Source organism: Bradyrhizobium sp. F1.4.3 (assembly GCF_040548375.1).
GTDB lineage: Bacteria > Pseudomonadota > Alphaproteobacteria > Rhizobiales > Xanthobacteraceae > Bradyrhizobium.
Genome location: NZ_JBEPRN010000002.1, coordinates 638,117 through 654,896, shown reverse-complemented (window position 1 = coordinate 654,896; position 16,780 = coordinate 638,117). Strand labels below are relative to the sequence as shown.

23 protein-coding genes are annotated in these 16,780 nt (G+C 63.9%); 12 read left to right on the top strand and 11 right to left on the bottom strand.

Features of this window, described 5'->3' with window-relative positions; translation table 11 throughout:
- Positions 1–2: 2 nt before the first annotated feature.
- The gene (locus ABIB73_RS10535; RefSeq protein ID WP_354223694.1) at positions 3–503 is read left to right on the top strand and encodes a collagen-like domain-containing protein; all 501 of its coding nucleotides are present in this window, start codon (positions 3–5) and stop codon (positions 501–503) included.
- 3 nt (positions 504–506) lie between these two features.
- Here the strand turns inward: ABIB73_RS10535 and ABIB73_RS10530 are convergent, their stop codons facing one another.
- Both ABIB73_RS10530 and ABIB73_RS10525 read right to left on the bottom strand, forming a co-directional pair.
- Complete coding sequence (locus tag ABIB73_RS10530) at positions 507–722, bottom strand: hypothetical protein (RefSeq protein WP_200512383.1); 216 nt, start codon at positions 720–722, stop codon at positions 507–509.
- Positions 723–819: 97 nt separating this feature from the next.
- Positions 820–1,086, bottom strand: a complete 267-nt coding sequence (locus ABIB73_RS10525) for a DUF2277 domain-containing protein (RefSeq protein ID WP_354223692.1) — start codon at positions 1,084–1,086, stop codon at positions 820–822.
- A 124-nt stretch (positions 1,087–1,210) separates the two neighbouring features.
- On the opposite strand from ABIB73_RS10525, the gene ABIB73_RS10520 reads away from it, so the two are divergent.
- The 3 genes from ABIB73_RS10520 to ABIB73_RS10510 all read left to right on the top strand — a co-directional run bounded on the left by ABIB73_RS10520 (position 1,211) and on the right by ABIB73_RS10510 (position 3,485).
- A complete protein-coding gene (locus tag ABIB73_RS10520; RefSeq protein WP_354223690.1) occupies positions 1,211–2,287 on the top strand; it encodes an alpha/beta fold hydrolase in 1,077 nt (358 codons plus the stop codon).
- A gap of 161 nt (positions 2,288–2,448) precedes the next feature.
- On the top strand, positions 2,449–2,802 hold the full coding sequence (locus tag ABIB73_RS10515) for a hypothetical protein (protein ID WP_354223688.1): 354 nt from the start codon (positions 2,449–2,451) through the stop codon (positions 2,800–2,802).
- A gap of 80 nt (positions 2,803–2,882) precedes the next feature.
- Positions 2,883–3,485 (top strand): MSMEG_1061 family FMN-dependent PPOX-type flavoprotein, encoded by a 603-nt coding sequence (locus ABIB73_RS10510; protein ID WP_354223686.1) that lies wholly within the window; start codon positions 2,883–2,885, stop codon positions 3,483–3,485.
- Positions 3,486–3,675: 190 nt separating this feature from the next.
- Here ABIB73_RS10510 and bfr read toward each other — a convergent pair whose 3' ends face one another.
- From bfr to ABIB73_RS10495, 3 genes are all read right to left on the bottom strand, one after another.
- Positions 3,676–4,164 (bottom strand): bacterioferritin, encoded by a 489-nt coding sequence (bfr, locus tag ABIB73_RS10505; RefSeq protein ID WP_354223684.1) that lies wholly within the window; start codon positions 4,162–4,164, stop codon positions 3,676–3,678.
- 134 nt (positions 4,165–4,298) lie between these two features.
- On the bottom strand, positions 4,299–4,571 hold the full coding sequence (locus ABIB73_RS10500) for a (2Fe-2S)-binding protein (protein ID WP_354223682.1): 273 nt from the start codon (positions 4,569–4,571) through the stop codon (positions 4,299–4,301).
- 161 nt (positions 4,572–4,732) lie between these two features.
- On the bottom strand, positions 4,733–5,017 hold the full coding sequence (locus tag ABIB73_RS10495; RefSeq protein ID WP_354223680.1) for a hypothetical protein: 285 nt from the start codon (positions 5,015–5,017) through the stop codon (positions 4,733–4,735).
- 133 nt (positions 5,018–5,150) lie between these two features.
- Between ABIB73_RS10495 and ABIB73_RS10490 the strand changes: the two genes are divergently transcribed.
- Entirely contained in the window at positions 5,151–5,489 is a 339-nt protein-coding gene (locus tag ABIB73_RS10490) for a hypothetical protein (RefSeq protein ID WP_354223678.1), read from the top strand.
- Positions 5,490–5,700: 211 nt separating this feature from the next.
- A complete protein-coding gene (locus ABIB73_RS10485; protein ID WP_354223676.1) occupies positions 5,701–5,985 on the top strand; it encodes a hypothetical protein in 285 nt (94 codons plus the stop codon).
- Positions 5,986–6,067: 82 nt separating this feature from the next.
- Here the strand turns inward: ABIB73_RS10485 and ABIB73_RS10480 are convergent, their stop codons facing one another.
- The gene (locus ABIB73_RS10480; RefSeq protein ID WP_354223674.1) at positions 6,068–7,252 is read right to left on the bottom strand and encodes a lytic murein transglycosylase; all 1,185 of its coding nucleotides are present in this window, start codon (positions 7,250–7,252) and stop codon (positions 6,068–6,070) included.
- A gap of 105 nt (positions 7,253–7,357) precedes the next feature.
- Here ABIB73_RS10480 and ABIB73_RS10475 point away from each other — a divergent pair, with 105 nt between their 5' ends.
- From ABIB73_RS10475 to ABIB73_RS10465, 3 genes are all read left to right on the top strand, one after another.
- Entirely contained in the window at positions 7,358–7,657 is a 300-nt protein-coding gene (locus ABIB73_RS10475; protein WP_354223672.1) for a BrnT family toxin, read from the top strand.
- Entirely contained in the window at positions 7,644–7,901 is a 258-nt protein-coding gene (gene brnA, locus ABIB73_RS10470; protein ID WP_354223670.1) for a type II toxin-antitoxin system BrnA family antitoxin, read from the top strand. The genes ABIB73_RS10475 and brnA overlap by 14 nt, the downstream gene beginning before the upstream one ends.
- A gap of 74 nt (positions 7,902–7,975) precedes the next feature.
- On the top strand, positions 7,976–8,464 hold the full coding sequence (locus tag ABIB73_RS10465) for a hypothetical protein (protein WP_354223668.1): 489 nt from the start codon (positions 7,976–7,978) through the stop codon (positions 8,462–8,464).
- Here the strand turns inward: ABIB73_RS10465 and ettA are convergent.
- Complete coding sequence (ettA, locus tag ABIB73_RS10460; RefSeq protein WP_354223666.1) at positions 8,424–10,073, bottom strand: energy-dependent translational throttle protein EttA; 1,650 nt, start codon at positions 10,071–10,073, stop codon at positions 8,424–8,426. The genes ABIB73_RS10465 and ettA overlap by 41 nt on opposite strands.
- Before the next feature lie 235 nt (positions 10,074–10,308).
- On the opposite strand from ettA, the gene ABIB73_RS10455 reads away from it, so the two are divergent.
- Both ABIB73_RS10455 and ABIB73_RS10450 read left to right on the top strand, forming a co-directional pair.
- Positions 10,309–10,524 (top strand): hypothetical protein, encoded by a 216-nt coding sequence (locus ABIB73_RS10455; protein ID WP_354223664.1) that lies wholly within the window; start codon positions 10,309–10,311, stop codon positions 10,522–10,524.
- A gap of 130 nt (positions 10,525–10,654) precedes the next feature.
- Positions 10,655–11,617, top strand: coding sequence for a D-2-hydroxyacid dehydrogenase family protein (locus ABIB73_RS10450; RefSeq protein ID WP_354223662.1), 963 nt, complete (start codon positions 10,655–10,657; stop codon positions 11,615–11,617).
- A gap of 57 nt (positions 11,618–11,674) precedes the next feature.
- Here the strand turns inward: ABIB73_RS10450 and ABIB73_RS10445 are convergent, their stop codons facing one another.
- Positions 11,675–12,880: a L,D-transpeptidase gene (locus tag ABIB73_RS10445; RefSeq protein ID WP_354223660.1), complete on the bottom strand. Its 1,206-nt coding sequence runs from the start codon at positions 12,878–12,880 to the stop codon at positions 11,675–11,677.
- A 369-nt stretch (positions 12,881–13,249) separates the two neighbouring features.
- Between ABIB73_RS10445 and ABIB73_RS10440 the strand changes: the two genes are divergently transcribed.
- Positions 13,250–14,005, top strand: a complete 756-nt coding sequence (locus ABIB73_RS10440; protein WP_354223658.1) for a hypothetical protein — start codon at positions 13,250–13,252, stop codon at positions 14,003–14,005.
- A gap of 2 nt (positions 14,006–14,007) precedes the next feature.
- Here the strand turns inward: ABIB73_RS10440 and sseA are convergent, their stop codons facing one another.
- From sseA to ABIB73_RS10425, 3 genes are all read right to left on the bottom strand, one after another.
- Positions 14,008–14,859: a 3-mercaptopyruvate sulfurtransferase gene (gene sseA, locus ABIB73_RS10435; RefSeq protein ID WP_354223656.1), complete on the bottom strand. Its 852-nt coding sequence runs from the start codon at positions 14,857–14,859 to the stop codon at positions 14,008–14,010.
- Positions 14,860–15,019: 160 nt separating this feature from the next.
- Positions 15,020–15,433, bottom strand: coding sequence for a rhodanese-like domain-containing protein (locus tag ABIB73_RS10430; RefSeq protein ID WP_354223654.1), 414 nt, complete (start codon positions 15,431–15,433; stop codon positions 15,020–15,022).
- A 149-nt stretch (positions 15,434–15,582) separates the two neighbouring features.
- Positions 15,583–16,758, bottom strand: a complete 1,176-nt coding sequence (locus ABIB73_RS10425; RefSeq protein ID WP_354223652.1) for a vWA domain-containing protein — start codon at positions 16,756–16,758, stop codon at positions 15,583–15,585.
- Positions 16,759–16,780: the final 22 nt, after the last annotated feature.

The following is a 16,780-nucleotide window of genomic DNA, read 5'->3' as shown; positions in this document are numbered from 1 at the left end:
GCGTGGCAGACGATCAGGGACGGCAGGGACCTCCGGGTCCGCGCGGGCGGCAGGGCGAGCCGGGACGGCCAGGACCCCAGGGTCATCCGGGCAAGCGCGGGCCGGACGGCACGCGCGGCAAGCCGGGACCGCAGGGCAAGCCGGGGCCTGCCGGAAAGGCAGGACCGCTGGGCAAGGCCGGTCTGCCAGGCAGGCCGGGCGAAGCCGGTTCGCGGGGAGCAGCTGGGCCGCAGGGCCCCGCCGGCCCGCAAGGCCCGCGTGGCGAGCCCGGTCCGCCCGGTCAATTGCCATCGATCGAGCAGGTGCTGCCGTGGCTCGACCAGCTCTTCGATGCCTGGGATGAGCGCCGCCGCCAGCGCGAGCAGGAAGCCGCCGAGCGCGCGGCGCTCGAAGCCGCCGTGCATGAGGCCGACGATGCGCCTCTCGATGACGAGGGCGACGACGGCGAAGGCGACGAGCACAGGAAAAAGAAGAAAAAGAAGAAGCACGGTCACAGGGACTAGCGGCTACTTCGCCTGATCCTCACGCCGCGGCAGCATGCCCATGCGCTCGAACTGCCAGCGCATGGCGCGATACCAGAGATAGCCGACCGCCGCGCCGCACAAGGCGAGGATCACCACGTTCGCGCTCGAGAACGAGCCGCTCCACCACATCATCCACGCGGTCCACAGCAGCGTGAAGACGATGGCACCTGCTTTCAGGGGAAGAAGGGGGCGGCTCATGATCGTGCTCCGGGTTGTCAAAACCCCGACGAACATCATCGCGCGCCAAGACCGTTTTTTCCGTGAGCCAGATCACGGAGCGGGTCGTGCGGAACAGCTAACCGAAGCGCAGCCGCGAACGCTCCTTCGCCTTTTCCGCCTCGATCTCGCGATCGCGCGCCGGCGCGTGGGTGTGCAGCGAGGTCAGCAGTCTTCGCGCAGCCTCCGACACCTCCGCCACCGCGCGGTCGAACGCCGCCTCATTGGCCTGCGACGGCCTGCTGAAGCCGGACAGTTTTCTCACGAACTGGAGCGCGCTGGCGTGGATCTCGTCCTCCGTGGCCGGCGGCTCGAAGTTGAACAACGTCCTGATGTTGCGGCACATGCAGTCTCTCCCGATATTTCCCTCAAAGACGATCGGCGAAGCCAAAATCCTACATCGTTCCGCACGCTTCTGCTAAGGTCTGCCGCAACGCGGCCTCCGATCACGAGCCGCATGGGAGAGAAACATGAAAGCCTCTTGCGCGGCGCTGTCGGCCATCCTGCTGTCGGTCTCAATGTCGGCCATCTCTGTATCAGTCATGGCCGCGGATTATCCGGCGCCGAAGCAGGGTGATTGGATCGCCAAGGATTTCAAGTTCCACACCGGCGAGACGATGCCGGAGCTGCGGCTGCACTACACCACCGTCGGCGAGCCGAGCGGCCAGCCCGTGCTGGTGCTGCACGGATCGGGTGGCTCGGCCGCGAGCATGCTGTCGCCGAGTTTCGCAGGCGAGCTGTTCGGCGCAGGCCAACCGCTCGACGCATCCAAATATTACATCATCATTCCCGACGGCATCGGTCACGGCAAATCGTCAAAACCGTCCGACGGGATGAAGACGAGCTTTCCGAAATACGACTACGCCGACATGGTCGAAGCGCAGTATCGCCTCGTGACGGAAGGCCTCGGCGTCAAGCATTTGCGGCTCGTCATCGGCAATTCGATGGGCGGCATGCACACCTGGCTGTGGGGCGAGAAATACCCGAAGGCGATGGACGCACTGGTCCCGATGGCCTCGCAACCGACCGAGATGGCGTCGCGCAACTGGATGCTGCGGCGGATCATGCTCGACACCATCCGCAATGATCCCGATTACAATGGTGGAAACTACACCAGTCAGCCGCGCATGATGAAATACGCGATCACCGCCTACGGCATCGCGAGCATCGGTGGAACGCTGGCCTATCAATCCCAAGCGCCGACGGCGGCGAAGGCCGACGAGATCGTCGACGAGCGGCTTGCAGCACCGGTCACGGCGGATGCCAACGACTTCATCTACCAGTGGGAGGCCTCGCACGATTACAATGCCGCCGACGGGTTGGAGCGGATCGAGGCATCGCTGCTGCTGATCAACTCCGCCGACGACGAACGCAACCCGCCCGAGACCGGCGTCACGGACGCCGCGATGAAGCGCGTCAAGAACGGGCACCTTGACCTGATCCCCGCAAGTACCGAGACGCGCGGCCACGGCACCACCGGCAACGCAAAGTTCTACAGCGAGCAGATCCGGCAATTGCTGCAAACCGCGCCGCAGCGGACGATGTAGGACGGCGAACCGCGCGCTTTCATGTCGCAACGCATCATGCGCGGAGCATATTATTTGAGCATGCAACGGGCTGAGAGCTCGGGCTTAATCTTGTCAACGTAACGAATCGATGCGCGGGACAACCGCGCGCAGACGCTACCGCTCGCGAGATGGAGGATCGCATGCGCAGGCTTGCGCTGTTCGCTCTGCTAGCCGCAATACCCGCGCTTGCGAGCGCCGCGCTCGCGTTCGACAACGGACAATATGACAACGCCCCGCCCGACATCCGCGCCTGGTTCAAGAGCGTGATGGCGCCGAACGGAGTGCCCTGCTGCGACATCTCCGACGGCCATCGCACCGACTACGACGTCCGCGACGGCACCTATTGGGTGCCGATCGAGGGACAGTGGATGGCGGTGCCCGAGCGCGCCATCATCCGCGATCGTGGCAATCCGGTCGGACAGGCCGTGGTCTGGTACGTCCACCACCGCGGCGCCATCATTATCAGCTGCTTCGTGCCGGCGGACGCGGTGTAGCGCATTATCGTGCCGGATTTTGTTGGCCGGGGACGGCCCGATCAGGTAGTTTGACGCCAAGCTGATGCGGAGGCACGCCGTTGACCGATCTTTGCGCCGAAGACCTCGCCACCATCTATGCCAAGCCGAGCCCGCGCGTGATTGCGAAAGCGCGTCCCGCGATCGATACGCATGCGAAGAAATTCATCGAGATGTCGCCGTTCTGCGTACTCGCGACTTCGGGCGCTGACGGCAGCGTCGATGCATCACCGCGCGGCGGCAGCGTTGGCTTCGTCCATGTCGCCGGCCCGAACCAGTTGCTGATGCCCGACCGTTCCGGCAACAACCGAATCGACAGTTTTCGGAACGTCGTCGAAGGTTCGGGGTTCGTGCATCTGTTGTTCTTCGTGCCCGGGATCGACGAGACGCTGCGCGTCGGCGGGCGTGGCACGCTGTCGGTCGACCCGGATCTGCTCACCTCGATGGTGGAATTCGGCAAGCCGCCGCGCGCGGTGCTGAGCGTCGCTGTCAGCGAAGTCTATTTCCACTGCGGCAAGGCATTGATGCGCTCGAGGCTGTGGGCGCCCGAGAAGGTGCAGCGCTCGGTGATGCCGAGCATCAGCGAGGTGATCCACGACCAGACCAGCCTGGGCGAGCCCGAGAGCCAGGAGATCGTGGAAGCGCGGTACAAGACGCAGTTGTAGCTGCTGCATTCAGGCAAGTCGTCGTCCCGGACAAGCGCAGCGAAGCGGAACGCAGATCCGGGGCCCATAACCACAGGAAGTGGTTTGACGAAGACTCGGAGTGGCCGATCGCGCGCCGCAACTTCGGCCTCGGCGTATGGGTCCCGGCCTTCGCCGGGACGACGCCAGAGTGTGCGGCTGACGCCGGCGACTAATGCCCCTCGCCCTCGAGCCCGCCGACGTGCTTCTGGGTGTAGAGCTCGAGACCGATGCGGCCGATCAGATCGAGCTGGGTCTCGAGGAAGTCGATGTGGTGCTCCTCGTCGCTCATCAGCTTCTCGAACAGGTCGCGCGTGACGTAGTCCTTGACGCTGTGGCAGTAGGTCGCCGCTTCCTGATAGAGCGCCCGCGCGCTCATCTCGGCGGCAAGATCGCACTCGATGATCTCCTTGACGTTCTGGCCGATGCGCAGGGGATCGAGCACCTGCATGTTCGGGAAACCGTCGAGGAACAGGATGCGCGCCGTGAGCTTGTCGGCGTGCTCCATCTCCTCGATGGACTCCTTGCGCCAGACCTTGGCCATGTCCAGCAGGCCCCAATTGTCGAGGAAGCGGTAGTGCAGCCAATACTGGTTGATCGCAGTCAGCTCGTGACGCAGTGACTTGTTGAGATAGTCGATGACTTTTGCGTCGCCCTGCATGATTCACTCCAGCCTTTGCAGTCCAATCCGGCCGTAAACCGAATTTAGAATGCTTCTAAATGAGTTTGGATGCAAGGGCAACCGGCTGCGGGGACGCAGCCGGGGAAAAGCTCAGCCAATGTAAGGGAGGGCTCTCAGCAGGCCGCGAGGGCGAACTGGGCGGGTTCGGCCGTCTCGTCATTGGCGGCGACCGTGTGGCTGTGCGGGCAGCCGGAGCAGCAGGACTTGGCACAGGGGCCAAGCGCTTCGTCGATGATGGTCTTGATGGTGCGGGCGCAGCGGCCGCATTCGGCGCTACAGCCGAGGCATCCGTAGATCTGCTTGGCATGACGCACGGCGTCGTCGGACACAGCGACGGCGGCGCGGATATCGTCATCGCTCAGCACGTTACAGGAACAGACAATCATGGAAAGCGGCGGGCCCTTGGTGATGCGCCAATATCGATATTTAAGGGGCCGGCCAGATGCAAAAGGAAAAGCCGGTATTTGAAGCTATTCCAAACTGGCCTGGAACCAGCCTAGAACAGCTCTAAAACAGGGCGTTGCACTGGATCAAGATTGCGCCGGATCTAGTCGCCGCCTCCGCCATCGTCGCCGCCGCCCCCGCAATCTCCGCCAGCGCTGCCGCTATCGCTGCTCGAGCAGCTGCCGCCGTCGGTCGAGCTCCCCGAACTGTCGCTAGAAAACCAGCTTCCCAGCGAGAAGCCGTCATTCGTGCCCGAATAGCCATCTCCGCCGGCCCCCGCACGTGAACGCCGCTGGCCGCGGTTCTGGAGATGAGTGATCCAGCCATAGCCGATCGCGAAGATGATCCCGGCAGCGATCAGTGCATTGATCATCGCGTTGCCCATCATCGTCTTCCTGGCGGACCTGTGATCCCTGCCAATTGGTTGCGCCCGGCAAAGGTGCCGTTCATTGATCATTCAAACGAAGTATGGAACTTTGGCCGAAAGAGTTCCGTATTCTCGTGTGTGAAAGGTCGAGACAATGAAGAAATCGCTCCTGGCAATCGCTGCCGCCGCCACCCTGGTCCTGGCGGCCGGGACACCGGCCCACGCACAGCGCGGCGTCGCTGCCGGCGTCGCCGCCGGAATCATCGGTGGCGCCATCGTCGGCGGCGCGCTGGCCTCCCCGTATTATTACGGACCCGGCCCCGGTTACGCCTATGGTCCGGGCTACGGCCCCGGCTACTACCCGCCCCGCTACTATGCGCCGGGTCCCGGCTACGTCGCCGACGACTATTACGGCGACGGCTGCGTCTGGCAGAAGCAGCGCTTCTGGGACGGCTACGCCTGGCGCGTTCGCCGCGTCAGAGTCTGCGGCTGAGTCGCGCCAAGCCGGTTCACTACGGATGCGCCGTTCATCTCGGGGCCTGAAAAAGACCGCTTTTTCTCGTCACAGCTCCGTGCGCGTTTACCGCGGATTGACCATTTGCGCGCTTCCTAGCTGCAAGGCCAATTCCATCAGAGTCTGCGTGAACCTTTGAACCCCGGGTGCTTCTAACAAGGAGCGTCCATCTCTCAGGAGAGCCAAGAGTATGAAGAAGACTTTAGTTGCCGCCCTCACGGTTGCGACGGTTGCCGGTTCGCTGGTGACTGCCACTCCGTCCGCGCAGGCCCATGACGGTGTCGGTGTCGGCATCGCCGCCGGCCTGCTCGGCGGCGCGATCATCGGCGGCGCCATCGCGTCGAGCCGTCCCGCTTACGGCGGACCGGTGTATGTGGCCGAGCCCGGCCCGCCGCCCCCGCCCTGCTACTGGCAGCGCCAACGCTACTGGGACGGCTACGGCTGGACCGTCCGCCCGGTTCGCGTCTGCTACTGATCTGATCGCAACGCGCGCGCAAGCGCCACGATCGAAGCCCGGCCGAGACCATCGGCCGGGCTTTTTCGTTTGGAAGGCTTGTTCAGCGCGCCCCCTGGATCGAACGCAGCACCTCTTCGCTCGGCCAGCAATCGACCTTCAGGCCTGCCGACTTCTGATAGGCGCCGAGCGCGGCGCGCGTCTGCATGCCGGCCTTGCCGTCGATCTTGTCCTTGTAGAGCCCAACCCGCGTCAGCCCGCGCTGCATCGCCTCGACATCCTTCGTTCGCAATTGATTCGACGCCGACCACGGCGTGGCGAATGGCAGCGGGCTCGTCATGCGGTCGCTGAGATGGCCGACGAACAGCACGTAGAGGTCGGAGAAATTGTATTCCTTGATGACGAAGTAGTTCTTCGTCGTCAGAAATGACGGACCATAGATGCCTTCCGGCTGGAGCAGCGAAGCCGGCTGCGCCTGCTCGGCGGCGCTGAGCTTTTGTCCACGGACCGGCACAAAGCCGTCGCGCAGCCACTGGCCGATCGGCTTCGTCACTTCGGGCACACCCGCCGTGCAATCGACCTTCGCCGGCGCCTGCACCTCATAGGCCCAGCGCACGCCGCTCTGCCAACCCTTGTTGACGAGTTGCTGCGCGGCGGACGCCAGCGCATCCGGCACCGAGTGCCAGATGTCGATGCGGCCGTCGCCGTCGAAATCGACACCGTGCTTGTAGTACTCGGACGGCAGGAATTGCGTGAGCCCGGTCGCGCCGGCCCAGGACGAGCGCATGTCCTTGCGCGTCACCACACCATCGCCGAGGATTTTCAGCGAGAGGATGAACTCGTTGCGATAGGTGTCCTTGCGCCGGCCGACATAAGCCTGCGTCGCCAGCACGCGCACAAGATCGTAAGGCAGCGTGTAACGGCCGAAATCGGTCTCGCGGCCCCAGATCGCGAGCATAACGGTCGCGGGTACGCCGGAGTTCTTCTCGATTTCGCTCAGCGCCGGCTGGTATTTCTGGAGCAACCGCTGCCCCTCGCCCGCAAGGCGTCCGATCGAGGCTTCCTTGACGTAGTCGGCCGGTACCTGCACGAATTCCGCTTGCGACGGCGCGCCGGTCGCGGGCCGTCCGGGCAGGATCAGATCAGGCAGCTTGTAGTCCGGCTCGAGCCCGCGCGTCTCTCCATCGAACGTCGCGCGCGACACGCCGGCGGCCTGCGCTTCCGGCCAGAGCGAAGCGATGAACTGGGTGAAGGCGGCGTCGGCGGCGCGGGCGGGAAGAGGCGGCATCACAGCCGCCGCGAGCAGGAGCCAGCCTAGCGCACTTTCCCAACGTCTGAATAAGAAGCGATATTGCATCAACATTCCGCTTTGTATATATTGAATATATACAGAATGATCGACCTTGACCAGATCGCAGGTTTTGACTGGGACGACGGCAACAGCCGCAAGAGCGCGGATAAGCATGACGTCAGTCAGGCCGAAGCGGAAGGCGTCTTCTTCAACGATCCGCTGATCGTTGTCGAGGATTCAAAGCATAGTGAAACAGAGCCGCGTTTCAATGCGTTGGGAAAAACAACGCAAAACCGCCTGCTACATATCACTTTCACGCTCCGACAGGATGGAACCTTGATCCGGGTAATATCGGCGCGAGACATGCACCGAAAGGAGAAGAAGGTTTATGAGCAAGCTTAAGTCAATTCCCGCCTTCAAGACCGAAGCCGAGGAACGCAAATTCTGGGAAACGCATGACTCCACCGATTACGTCGACTGGAGCAAGGCAGAACGCGTGCGCTTTCCGAACCTCAAGCCCTCGACGACAGCGATTTCAATTCGACTGCCGCTGGGTTTGCTTGAGCAGATCAAAATCGCCGCCAACAAGCGCGACGTCCCGTATCAATCGCTGATCAAGATGTGGCTGGCGGAGAAGGTGGGGTAACCGAGCTTTACAGCCAATCGCGGGTATCGCTTCGTCCGGCCGCGCTATATCGGCCAATTGGAGGCACCGACGCGATGTTCTACCCAAAGATTAACGTCAAGGACGATCCGGTTCGGCGCTGGCACCGGCCCGACCGGCATTTCTTCGCCAACGGCGCCTGTCAGATACTGGCATTTGCGTTTCTCGAACGTTATCCGGACATGCGCTTTCACGCCCGATGGATCAAACCGGCGACAGGATTCACCGGCAACCACATCTACGTGACCGACGGGATCAACGCGTTCGACTATCACGGCCTGACGACCGAGCAGCGCCTGCTGGCGTTCGGCTTCAAGCGCGGCGGGCGGTTTTTTCCCGGCTGGGATGCGACGCTGGTGGATCTGCCGACGGACACTCTCGTCTCCGAACAGCGCTCGCGGCAGATCGAAGGACTTTGGCTCCGCGAGCCAAAGCAATTCCTTTACGACGCACTGCCCCGCGCCCGAACGTTTCTCGACAAGTTCGGCGATATCAGTCGGCAGCTCACCGCGTCAGCTTCTTGTACTTCACGCGATGCGGAATGATGCTGTCCTGGCCGAGACGGCGCATCTTGTCCTTTTCGTAGTCCTGGAAGTTGCCCTCGAACCACTCGACATGGCTGTCGCCTTCGAAGGCCAGGATGTGGGTCGCGATGCGGTCGAGGAACCAGCGATCATGGCTGATGATGACGGCGCAGCCGGCAAAGTCCTCCAGCGCCTCCTCGAGCGCGCGCAGCGTGTCGACGTCGAGGTCGTTGGTCGGCTCGTCGAGCAGCAGTACGTTGGAGCCGGACTTCAGCATCTTGGCGAGGTGCACGCGGTTGCGTTCACCGCCGGAGAGCGCGCCGACCTTCTTCTGCTGGTCGGCGCCCTTGAAGTTGAACGCCGAGCAATAGCCGCGCGAGTTCACTTCCTTCTTGCCGAGCAGGATCAGCTCGTTACCGCCGGAAATTTCCTCCCACACGTTCTTGCTGCCGTCGAGCGCATCGCGCGACTGATCGACATAGCCGAGATGCACGGTCTCGCCGACCGTGATGGTGCCCTTGTCCGGCGCGTCCTGCTTGGTAATCATCCTGAACAGCGTGGTCTTGCCGGCGCCGTTGGCGCCGATCACCCCGACGATTCCGCCGGGCGGCAGGTTGAAGGTGAGGTCGTCGATCAGGAGGCGATCGCCAAAGCCTTTGCTCAGACCTTCGAAGTCGACGACGTTGGCACCGAGCCGCTCGGCGACGGGAATGACGATCTGTGCGCCCTGGCTCTGCTTCTCGCTCGCCTGCTTGAGCAGATCCTCGTAGCGCTGGTAGCGCGCCTTGGACTTGGCCTGCCGCGCCTTCGGCGACGACGCGACCCACTCCTGCTCGCGGGCCAACGTCTTCTGGTGCGCGGCGTCCTCACGGCCCTCCTGCTCGAGCCGCTTCTGCTTCTGCACCAGCCAGGACGAGTAATTGCCCTCGTAGGGAATGCCCTTGCCGCGATCGAGCTCGAGGATCCAGCTCGTGACGTTGTCGAGGAAGTAGCGATCGTGGGTGACGATCAGGATCGCGCCGGGATAGTTGCGCAGATGGCCTTCCAGCCACGACACGGATTCGGCGTCGAGATGGTTGGTCGGCTCGTCGAGCAGCAACAGCTCGGGCTGGTCGAGCAGCAGCTTGCACAGCGCCACGCGGCGGCGCTCACCGCCGGAGAGTTTGGTGACGTCGGCATCATCGGGCGGGCAGCGCAGCGCATCCATGGCCTGGTCGACCTTGCTGTCGAGATCCCAGAGGCCCTGGGCCTCGATCTCGTCCTGCAGCTTGGTCATCTCGTCGGCGGTCTCCTCGGAATAATTCATCGCCAACTCATTATAGCGATCGAGGATGGCCTTCTGCTTGGCGACGCCCAGCATGACGTTCTCGCGCACCGACAGGCTGGCATCGAGGTGCGGTTCCTGCTCGAGATAGCCGACGCGGGCGCCCTGGGCGACCCAGGCCTCGCCGTTATACTCCTTGTCGAGGCCGGCCATGATCTTGAGCAGTGTCGACTTGCCCGAGCCGTTGACGCCGAGCACGCCGATCTTGGCATCCGGGTAGAAGCTCAGATGGATGTTATCGAGCACCTTGCGGGTCGGGTAGCTCTTGGTCAGGCCCTGCATAAAGTAGATGAACTGGCGCGCCATCGGTCCCGAAAACCTTCGATTTGAGGAAATTTGCTTGCCGCCGATGTAGCGATCCCGCCCCCAAAGGGCAATGTTTTCCCTCCGTTCACCACGGATGAATACGGAACGGACACCATCCCGCCGCCGATCCGGACAATTGAAACCATTTTTTAATAAAGCAGGCCAAAGCTGGTCACGGCGCCGAAAAAGACGCCACCCGCGGCAGAAGCGGCGGGGAGAACAGCGAGGCCGCATCATGGCTCTGATCGAGACCAATTCTCTTCCTGTTCCGGCAGAATCCGGACACGTCTCCATGCTCGTCTCGGAGATCAAAGGCTTCTGGAAGCGCTTCTTCACCACCGCCTTCAACCCCTACCGGCCCGAGCTGCACTACATGCGCGGCCCCGGCCCGGCCTGGCGCGCGAAGCACGGCATTGATGCGCCGTTCCGGCTGAAGCCCCGCGACCTCTGAGCCTTCCTCTCCTATCGGATTTTTGAAGACGCAGGCGGCTTGCGCGCAGTCCTGATTGTGCGCAACCATGGCCCGCTTGGACAATGGCGCCCCCGCTTGCGCCGTCACCTCTCGCCATGGATGAACGCTGATGACGCGGCTGCGCTGTGCAATTCTCGACGACTATTTCAACCTCGCCCTCAACGTTGCCGACTGGCCGAAACTGTCCGATCGCGTCGATGTCACCGTGTTCAGCCATCCCTTTGCCTCGGAGCAGGCCGCGGCGAGCGCGCTTGCCGATTTCGACATCGTCTGCGCGATGCGCGAGCGCACGGCGTTCCCGAAGAGCCTGTTCGAAAAGCTGCCGAAGCTCAAGCTGCTCTTGACCTCCGGCATGCGCAACGCCTCGATCGACATGGAGGCGGCCAAGGCGCGCAGCGTGGCCCTTGGCGGCACGCAATATTCCCGCGACCCCACCGCCCCGCTGACCATGGGCCTGATCCTGGAACTGACCCGCGGCATCGGCCGCGAGAACGCCCGCATGCATGCGGGCGAGCCGTGGCAGACGTTTGCGGGCGTCGAGATCGAGGGCCTGACGCTCGGCATCGTCGGGCTCGGCAAGCTCGGCAGCAAGATGGCTGATATCGCCAAGGCCTTCGGCATGAACGTGATCGCCTGGAGCCCGAACCTGACGCCCGACAAGTGCAAGCAGGTCGGCGTCGGCTACGCCAGCAAGGAAGAGCTGTTCGCCAAGGCGGATATCATCACCGTCCATGTGGTGCTGAGCGAGCGTTCGCGCGGGCTGGTCGGCGCTGCGGATCTCGCGCGGATGAAGCCGACAGCCTTCCTCGTCAACACCGCGCGCGGGCCGATCGTGGACGAACAGGCGCTGCTTGAAGCGTTGCAGCAGAGGAAGATCGCGGGCGCCGGCATCGACGTGTTCTCGGTCGAACCGATGCCGGTCGATCATCCCTTCCGCAGGCTCGACAACCTCGTGCTGACGCCGCATCTCGGTTACGCGACCGAGGACGGCTTGCGTATCCATTACGGCCAGATGGTCGAGGCGATCGACGCCTGGACCAAGGGCGGCGAGCTGCCGCGGAAGCTCGGCTGAAACGAATAGGGCGTGCCGTCGGCACGCCCTATTGCAATCTGAGTTTTCGCGATGTGCTTAGCGCACAGTGACCGGCGCGGGCAACGGCGGCACGACGGTCGGCTGGGTGCCCCCGACCGGACCGGCCTGGGCAGCCATCGGGGCCGGACCAGTGGCACCGGGCACGGGCGCAGCGGACGCAGTCGCCGTTCCCGGCGGCGGGTTACCCGGCATCACCACCACGCGGGTGCCAACCTTGACCCGATCGAAGAGGTCAGAGACGTCCTCGTTCAGCATGCCGATGCAGCCCGAGGAGACGAACTTGCCGATCGTCGAGGGCTGATTGGTGCCGTGGATGCGATAGACGGTTGAGCCGAGATACATCGCGCGGGCGCCCAGCGGATTTCCAGGACCGCCGGCCATGAAGCGCGGCAGATAGGGCTGGCGCTCGATCATTTCCGTCGGCGGATGCCAATCCGGCCACTCGGCCTTGCGGGTGATCTTCTGCACGCCGGTCCAGGTGAAGCCATCGCGGCCGACGCGGACGCCGTAGCGGATCGCTCGGCCATTGCCGAGCACGTAATAGAGATACGTATTCGGCGTATCGACGATGAGCGTTCCAGCCGGCTCCTTGGTCGCCAGCGAAACTTCCTGACGGCGCAGGTTCGGCGCCAACTGCGCCGGTGCGGCGTCGGGCTGCTCCTCAGGCGGCAGCGAGGCGATCGACATCGGACGGCCATCGGCGCCGACGGCGGGCTGCTGCGAGACTGTTCCGGTCGCGGCGGGACCACCGACCGCCTCCGGTGGACGGAGGCCATCGCTGCCGGGCGCCTGGCCCGGACGATCGGCATAGATCACCGCCGGCGGGCCGGCGGGGCGGCCGTAGCGGGGGTCATCGGGCGACATCACGGGGCCCTGCGGCGGGGCCGCAGAATAAACCGGGGCGCCAGCGGGACGGCCATAACGGGGATCATCCGGCGACACCACCGGGCCCTGCGGCGGGGCCGCGGAATAGACCGGCGCGCCGGCGGGGCGGCCGTAGCGCGGATCGTTCGGCGACACGATCGGACCGCCCGGGCCGGGCGGCGGCAGCGAGGCCTGCGGCATCGCGTCGTCGTCGTCTTCGAGCGCGTCGAAATTCGGGGCGCGGTCGCCGGGGCGATATTCAGCAGGGGCGCCGTAGCTCGGCGCCTGCTGCACCGGATAGGTCTGGGCCTGTGCAAGCGAGGTTCCCGCCGCAGCGACTGTTGCGGCAGCGCATATCGTCAGAAAATGTTTGATCATCATCGCTCTTGTATAGTCCCCAAGCCCTATCGGACCGCTAACGGCCAGATGACCGAAGATCGCGGCACATTCAAGACATAACAGGCGGAATTGGGCCCGATCTGGCGATTTGTGATGTGAACGCACACCGTTGCCCCGTTGCATCACGGGGCGGAAATCGCATTGCGCCGTAGATTGCCGGAGTCCTCGGCCCTGATTTTTACGGAACGGTGCGAAACCGTTGCGATATGGTCGATTCAGCCTGATTCGCCACCGCTTTGAGCTCCGAATCCCCGCGTGGCGAACGCGGCAGTCAGTACCGTCACCGCGTTCAGATGGCTCATGGGCCCTGGCCACCACCCGCCGGGGCGGAAATTCGCAATCCTTCCGATGCTTCCCGGCCTTCGTTTCCTGTTTGCCGCGATCCTGCTGTCAACCTCCATTCTGGTGTTCGGCCTAGGCGCCGCTGCGCTGCTGCGGACGACCCATGAGCAGTATGTCAGCAACCCGTCCTGGCGGAACGGCCCGCAGGAGCAGGTGTTCGCGCAAGCCGCCGAGCCTGCCCAGCCGGTGCTCGCCGCATTGCGCGCCGAGCCAGAGGCGGCCGAGCCCGAGCCATCGCTGCGGGACCAGGTTCCGACCGTCGGCCTGCCTGAGAGCGGGCCAGAACAGATGGCCGCCGTGACGACCGAGGCCCAGCCACAGGTGGCCGATGCTGCACAGCCGGCCGACGCGCCGGCCCCCGAACCAGCCAAGACGGAAGCCGCTGCTCCAGCCCCGACCGACACGCTTACTCCGGCCGACACCACGGCATCCATCCCCGAGACCAAGCCCACGCCGGCCGCTGTCGCCAGCGAACCCGCGCCGGGTGACGCCAGTGCAGCCCTGGCATCGTCCGCACTCGATATCACCAACGCCAACGTGGCCGCTCTGAACGACCCGGCGACCACGGCCTGGAAGGATCCGCCTGCGAAGGCCAAAGCCGACAGCGCTGCGCCTGCGAGCAAAGCCGCCAAGCCGCGCGCGCATCGGGCGAAGAAGCACCGCCGCATCGTGCGGCGTCCACCGACGCCGGTTCAGCAGCTCGATCCGTTCGGGCAGCCGCTGCCTACGCTCGCTGCGACGACCACGCGCGCGCGCCAATAAGCTCAGGCAGCCCCGGTCGCGATCGGCGGACCTTTTTCCTGGCCCCATTCCGACCACGAGCCGTCATAGAGCGCTGTGTCGGTGACACCGAGCCGATAGAGCGCCAGCGTCAGTACACCGGCAGAGACGCCGGAGCCGCAGCTGGTCACGATCGGCGCGTCGAGCTTCACACCTGCACTCGTAAAGGCGGCGCGGAGATCGTCGAGCGGCTTCATCGTGCCGGTCGCGGCATCGAACAGCTGATTGTAAGGCACGTTGCGCGCGCCGGGGATGTGGCCGGAGCGGATGCCCGCGCGCGGCTCGGGTGCGCGGCCCTCAAAACGGTCGGCGGCGCGTGCGTCGACCACCTGCTCGGCGCGGCTTTCGACGTTGGCAACCAACTGCTGCATGCTGCGCACGCGCTTGGCATCGTAGCTCGCCTTGAAGCTCGCAGGTTTCGGCTTCACCTCTCCGCTCTCGACGGGACGCCCTTCGGCGCGCCACTTCTTCAACCCGCCATTGAGGATGCGCACGTTGTTGTGGCCATAGGACAGGAACATCCACCATGCGCGCGGTGCGGCGACCCAGCCGCCGGCATCGTAGATCACCACGGTGTCGACGTTCGAAATACCGAGGTTTCCGACATCGCGGCCGAACTGCTCGGCACTCGGATACATGTGCGGCAGCGGATTGGAATGATCCGACACCGCATCGACGTCGAAGAACGCCGCTCCCGGCAGATGCGCGGCGAGATAGTCATCCTTTGGCAGCGGCAGCACGCCAGGCAGCTTGAAGCTGGCGTCGAGGATTTTGACGTTGGCGTCGTTGATGTGGGCGGCGAGCCATTCGGTGGAGACGAGGGGATCGGTGGTCATGCAGTTTGTTCCTTGTCATTCCGGGGCGTGCGCACGAACTTTGATGCGCAATTGCGCATCAGAGAAGCCATCGTGCGGCAGAGATAGTGGATGAGGGGATGCCGGGCTCGCGACTTTGTCGCGCCCCGGAATGACGGGTGAGAGAGTAGCAGCTACGCCCTCACCCCTTCTTCTTCGGCTCCCACTGCTCCACCGGCCCGCCGGCGTCGCGCCAGGCGGCGTAGCCGCCGGCGATGTGGGCGACAGGTTTCAAGCCCATGTCCTGCGCGGTCTTGGCGGCGAGTGCGGAGCGCAGGCCGCCGGCGCAGTGGAACACGAATTTCTTGTCTTCCTGGAACACCGACTTCGCATACGGACTCTGCGGATCGATCCAGAATTCGAGCATGCCGCGGGTACAGGCGAACGCGCCGGGGATGCGGCCGTCGCGCTCGATCTCGCGGGGATCACGGATGTCGACGATGACGACGTCGCCGTTCTTGGAGATTTCGATGGCGTCCGTGGCGGACAGCGTTTCGATCTCGGCGTTGGCCTCGTCGATCAGCGCCTTGATGCCGCGGGTGATGGTCTGGGGCATGTTAGTTCTCCCTCTGCTCGTCATTCCGGGGCGCGCGTGGCGCGAGCCCGGAATCCATTTCTCATCAACGCCGCGGCCCGATGGATTCTCAGATGCGCAATTGCGCATCAAAGCTCGCCCTTCGGGCGCCCCGGAATGACGGCGAATAGCTAGTGCGTCAATTCCTTCATCGCACCTTCCAGGCCTTCTATCGTGATCGGGAACATGCGGTTGGCGAAGATGCGTTTGATGATGGTGGTCGATTCCGAATAGTCCCAGTGTTTCTGCTGCACAGGGTTGAGCCACACCGAATGCGGATAGGTCCGGATGATGCGATCGAGCCAGACCGAGCCGGGCTCCTCGTTGACATGCTCGACCGAGCCGCCCGGCACCATGATCTCGTAAGGCGACATCGAGGCATCGCCGACGAACACGACCTTGTAGTCGTGCGGATATTTGTGCAGCACGTCCCAGGTCGGCGTGCGATCAGTGAAGCGGCGCTTGTTCTGCTTCCACACGCCTTCATAGAGGCAGTTGTGGAAGTAGAAATACTCCATGTGCTTGAATTCGCTCTTCGCTGCCGAGAACAATTCCTCGACCTGCTCGATATGCGAATCCATCGAGCCGCCGATGTCGAAGAACACCAGGAGCTTGACCGCATTGCGCCGCTCGGGGCGCATGACCACGTCGAGATAGCCGTGGTTGGCGGTCTCCTTGATGGTGTTGTCGAGATCGAGCTCATCCGGCGCGCCGGTGCGGGCGAATTTGCGCAGGCGGCGCAGCGCCACCTTGATGTTGCGGATGCCGAGTTCGACATTGCCGTCGAGATCCTTGAACTCGCGCTTGTCCCACACCTTGACGGCGCGGTTGTTGCGGTTCTTCTCCTGCCCGATGCGGACGCCTTCGGGATTGTAGCCATGGGCGCCGAACGGCGAGGTGCCTGCGGTGCCTATCCATTTGCTGCCGCCCTGGTGCCGGCCCTTCTGCTCCTCGAGCCGCTTCTTCAGGGTCTCCATGAGCTTGTCCCAGCCCATGGCCTCGATCTGCTTCTTCTCTTCTTCGGTGAGGTACTTTTCGGCGAGCTTCTTCAGCCACTCCTCGGGGATCGCGGCGCCCTCCATGGCGTCGAGCAGGCTTTCCAACCCCTTGAACACGGTGCCGAAGACGCGATCGAACTTGTCGAGGTTGCGCTCATCCTTCACCAGCGAGGTGCGCGACAGATAGTAGAAATTCTCGACCGTGTAATCCGCGAGGTCGGCGTCGAGCGCCTCCATCAGCGTGAGGTATTCGCGCAGCGTCACGGGGACCTGCGCATCGCGCAGAGAAGTGAAGAATTGCAGGAACATGGATGACAGATTGCCCGTCGGA

Coding starts and splice junctions, on each gene's coding strand:
- ABIB73_RS10530 (WP_200512383.1), bottom strand. CDS start 722: ATGAGCCGCCCCCTTCTTCCCCTGAAAGCAGGTGCCATCGTCTTCACG.
- ABIB73_RS10525 (WP_354223692.1), bottom strand. CDS start 1,086: ATGTGCCGCAACATCAGGACGTTGTTCAACTTCGAGCCGCCGGCCACG.
- ABIB73_RS10520 (WP_354223690.1), top strand. CDS start 1,211: ATGAAAGCCTCTTGCGCGGCGCTGTCGGCCATCCTGCTGTCGGTCTCA.
- ABIB73_RS10515 (WP_354223688.1), top strand. CDS start 2,449: ATGCGCAGGCTTGCGCTGTTCGCTCTGCTAGCCGCAATACCCGCGCTT.
- bfr (WP_354223684.1), bottom strand. CDS start 4,164: ATGCAGGGCGACGCAAAAGTCATCGACTATCTCAACAAGTCACTGCGT.
- ABIB73_RS10500 (WP_354223682.1), bottom strand. CDS start 4,571: ATGATTGTCTGTTCCTGTAACGTGCTGAGCGATGACGATATCCGCGCC.
- ABIB73_RS10495 (WP_354223680.1), bottom strand. CDS start 5,017: ATGATGGGCAACGCGATGATCAATGCACTGATCGCTGCCGGGATCATC.
- ABIB73_RS10490 (WP_354223678.1), top strand. CDS start 5,151: ATGAAGAAATCGCTCCTGGCAATCGCTGCCGCCGCCACCCTGGTCCTG.
- ABIB73_RS10485 (WP_354223676.1), top strand. CDS start 5,701: ATGAAGAAGACTTTAGTTGCCGCCCTCACGGTTGCGACGGTTGCCGGT.
- ABIB73_RS10480 (WP_354223674.1), bottom strand. CDS start 7,252: ATGCCGCCTCTTCCCGCCCGCGCCGCCGACGCCGCCTTCACCCAGTTC.
- ABIB73_RS10475 (WP_354223672.1), top strand. CDS start 7,358: ATGATCGACCTTGACCAGATCGCAGGTTTTGACTGGGACGACGGCAAC.
- brnA (WP_354223670.1), top strand. CDS start 7,644: ATGAGCAAGCTTAAGTCAATTCCCGCCTTCAAGACCGAAGCCGAGGAA.
- ABIB73_RS10465 (WP_354223668.1), top strand. CDS start 7,976: ATGTTCTACCCAAAGATTAACGTCAAGGACGATCCGGTTCGGCGCTGG.
- ettA (WP_354223666.1), bottom strand. CDS start 10,073: ATGGCGCGCCAGTTCATCTACTTTATGCAGGGCCTGACCAAGAGCTAC.
- ABIB73_RS10455 (WP_354223664.1), top strand. CDS start 10,309: ATGGCTCTGATCGAGACCAATTCTCTTCCTGTTCCGGCAGAATCCGGA.
- ABIB73_RS10450 (WP_354223662.1), top strand. CDS start 10,655: ATGACGCGGCTGCGCTGTGCAATTCTCGACGACTATTTCAACCTCGCC.
- ABIB73_RS10445 (WP_354223660.1), bottom strand. CDS start 12,880: ATGATCAAACATTTTCTGACGATATGCGCTGCCGCAACAGTCGCTGCG.
- ABIB73_RS10440 (WP_354223658.1), top strand. CDS start 13,250: ATGCTTCCCGGCCTTCGTTTCCTGTTTGCCGCGATCCTGCTGTCAACC.
- sseA (WP_354223656.1), bottom strand. CDS start 14,859: ATGACCACCGATCCCCTCGTCTCCACCGAATGGCTCGCCGCCCACATC.
- ABIB73_RS10430 (WP_354223654.1), bottom strand. CDS start 15,433: ATGCCCCAGACCATCACCCGCGGCATCAAGGCGCTGATCGACGAGGCC.
- ABIB73_RS10425 (WP_354223652.1), bottom strand. CDS start 16,758: ATGTTCCTGCAATTCTTCACTTCTCTGCGCGATGCGCAGGTCCCCGTG.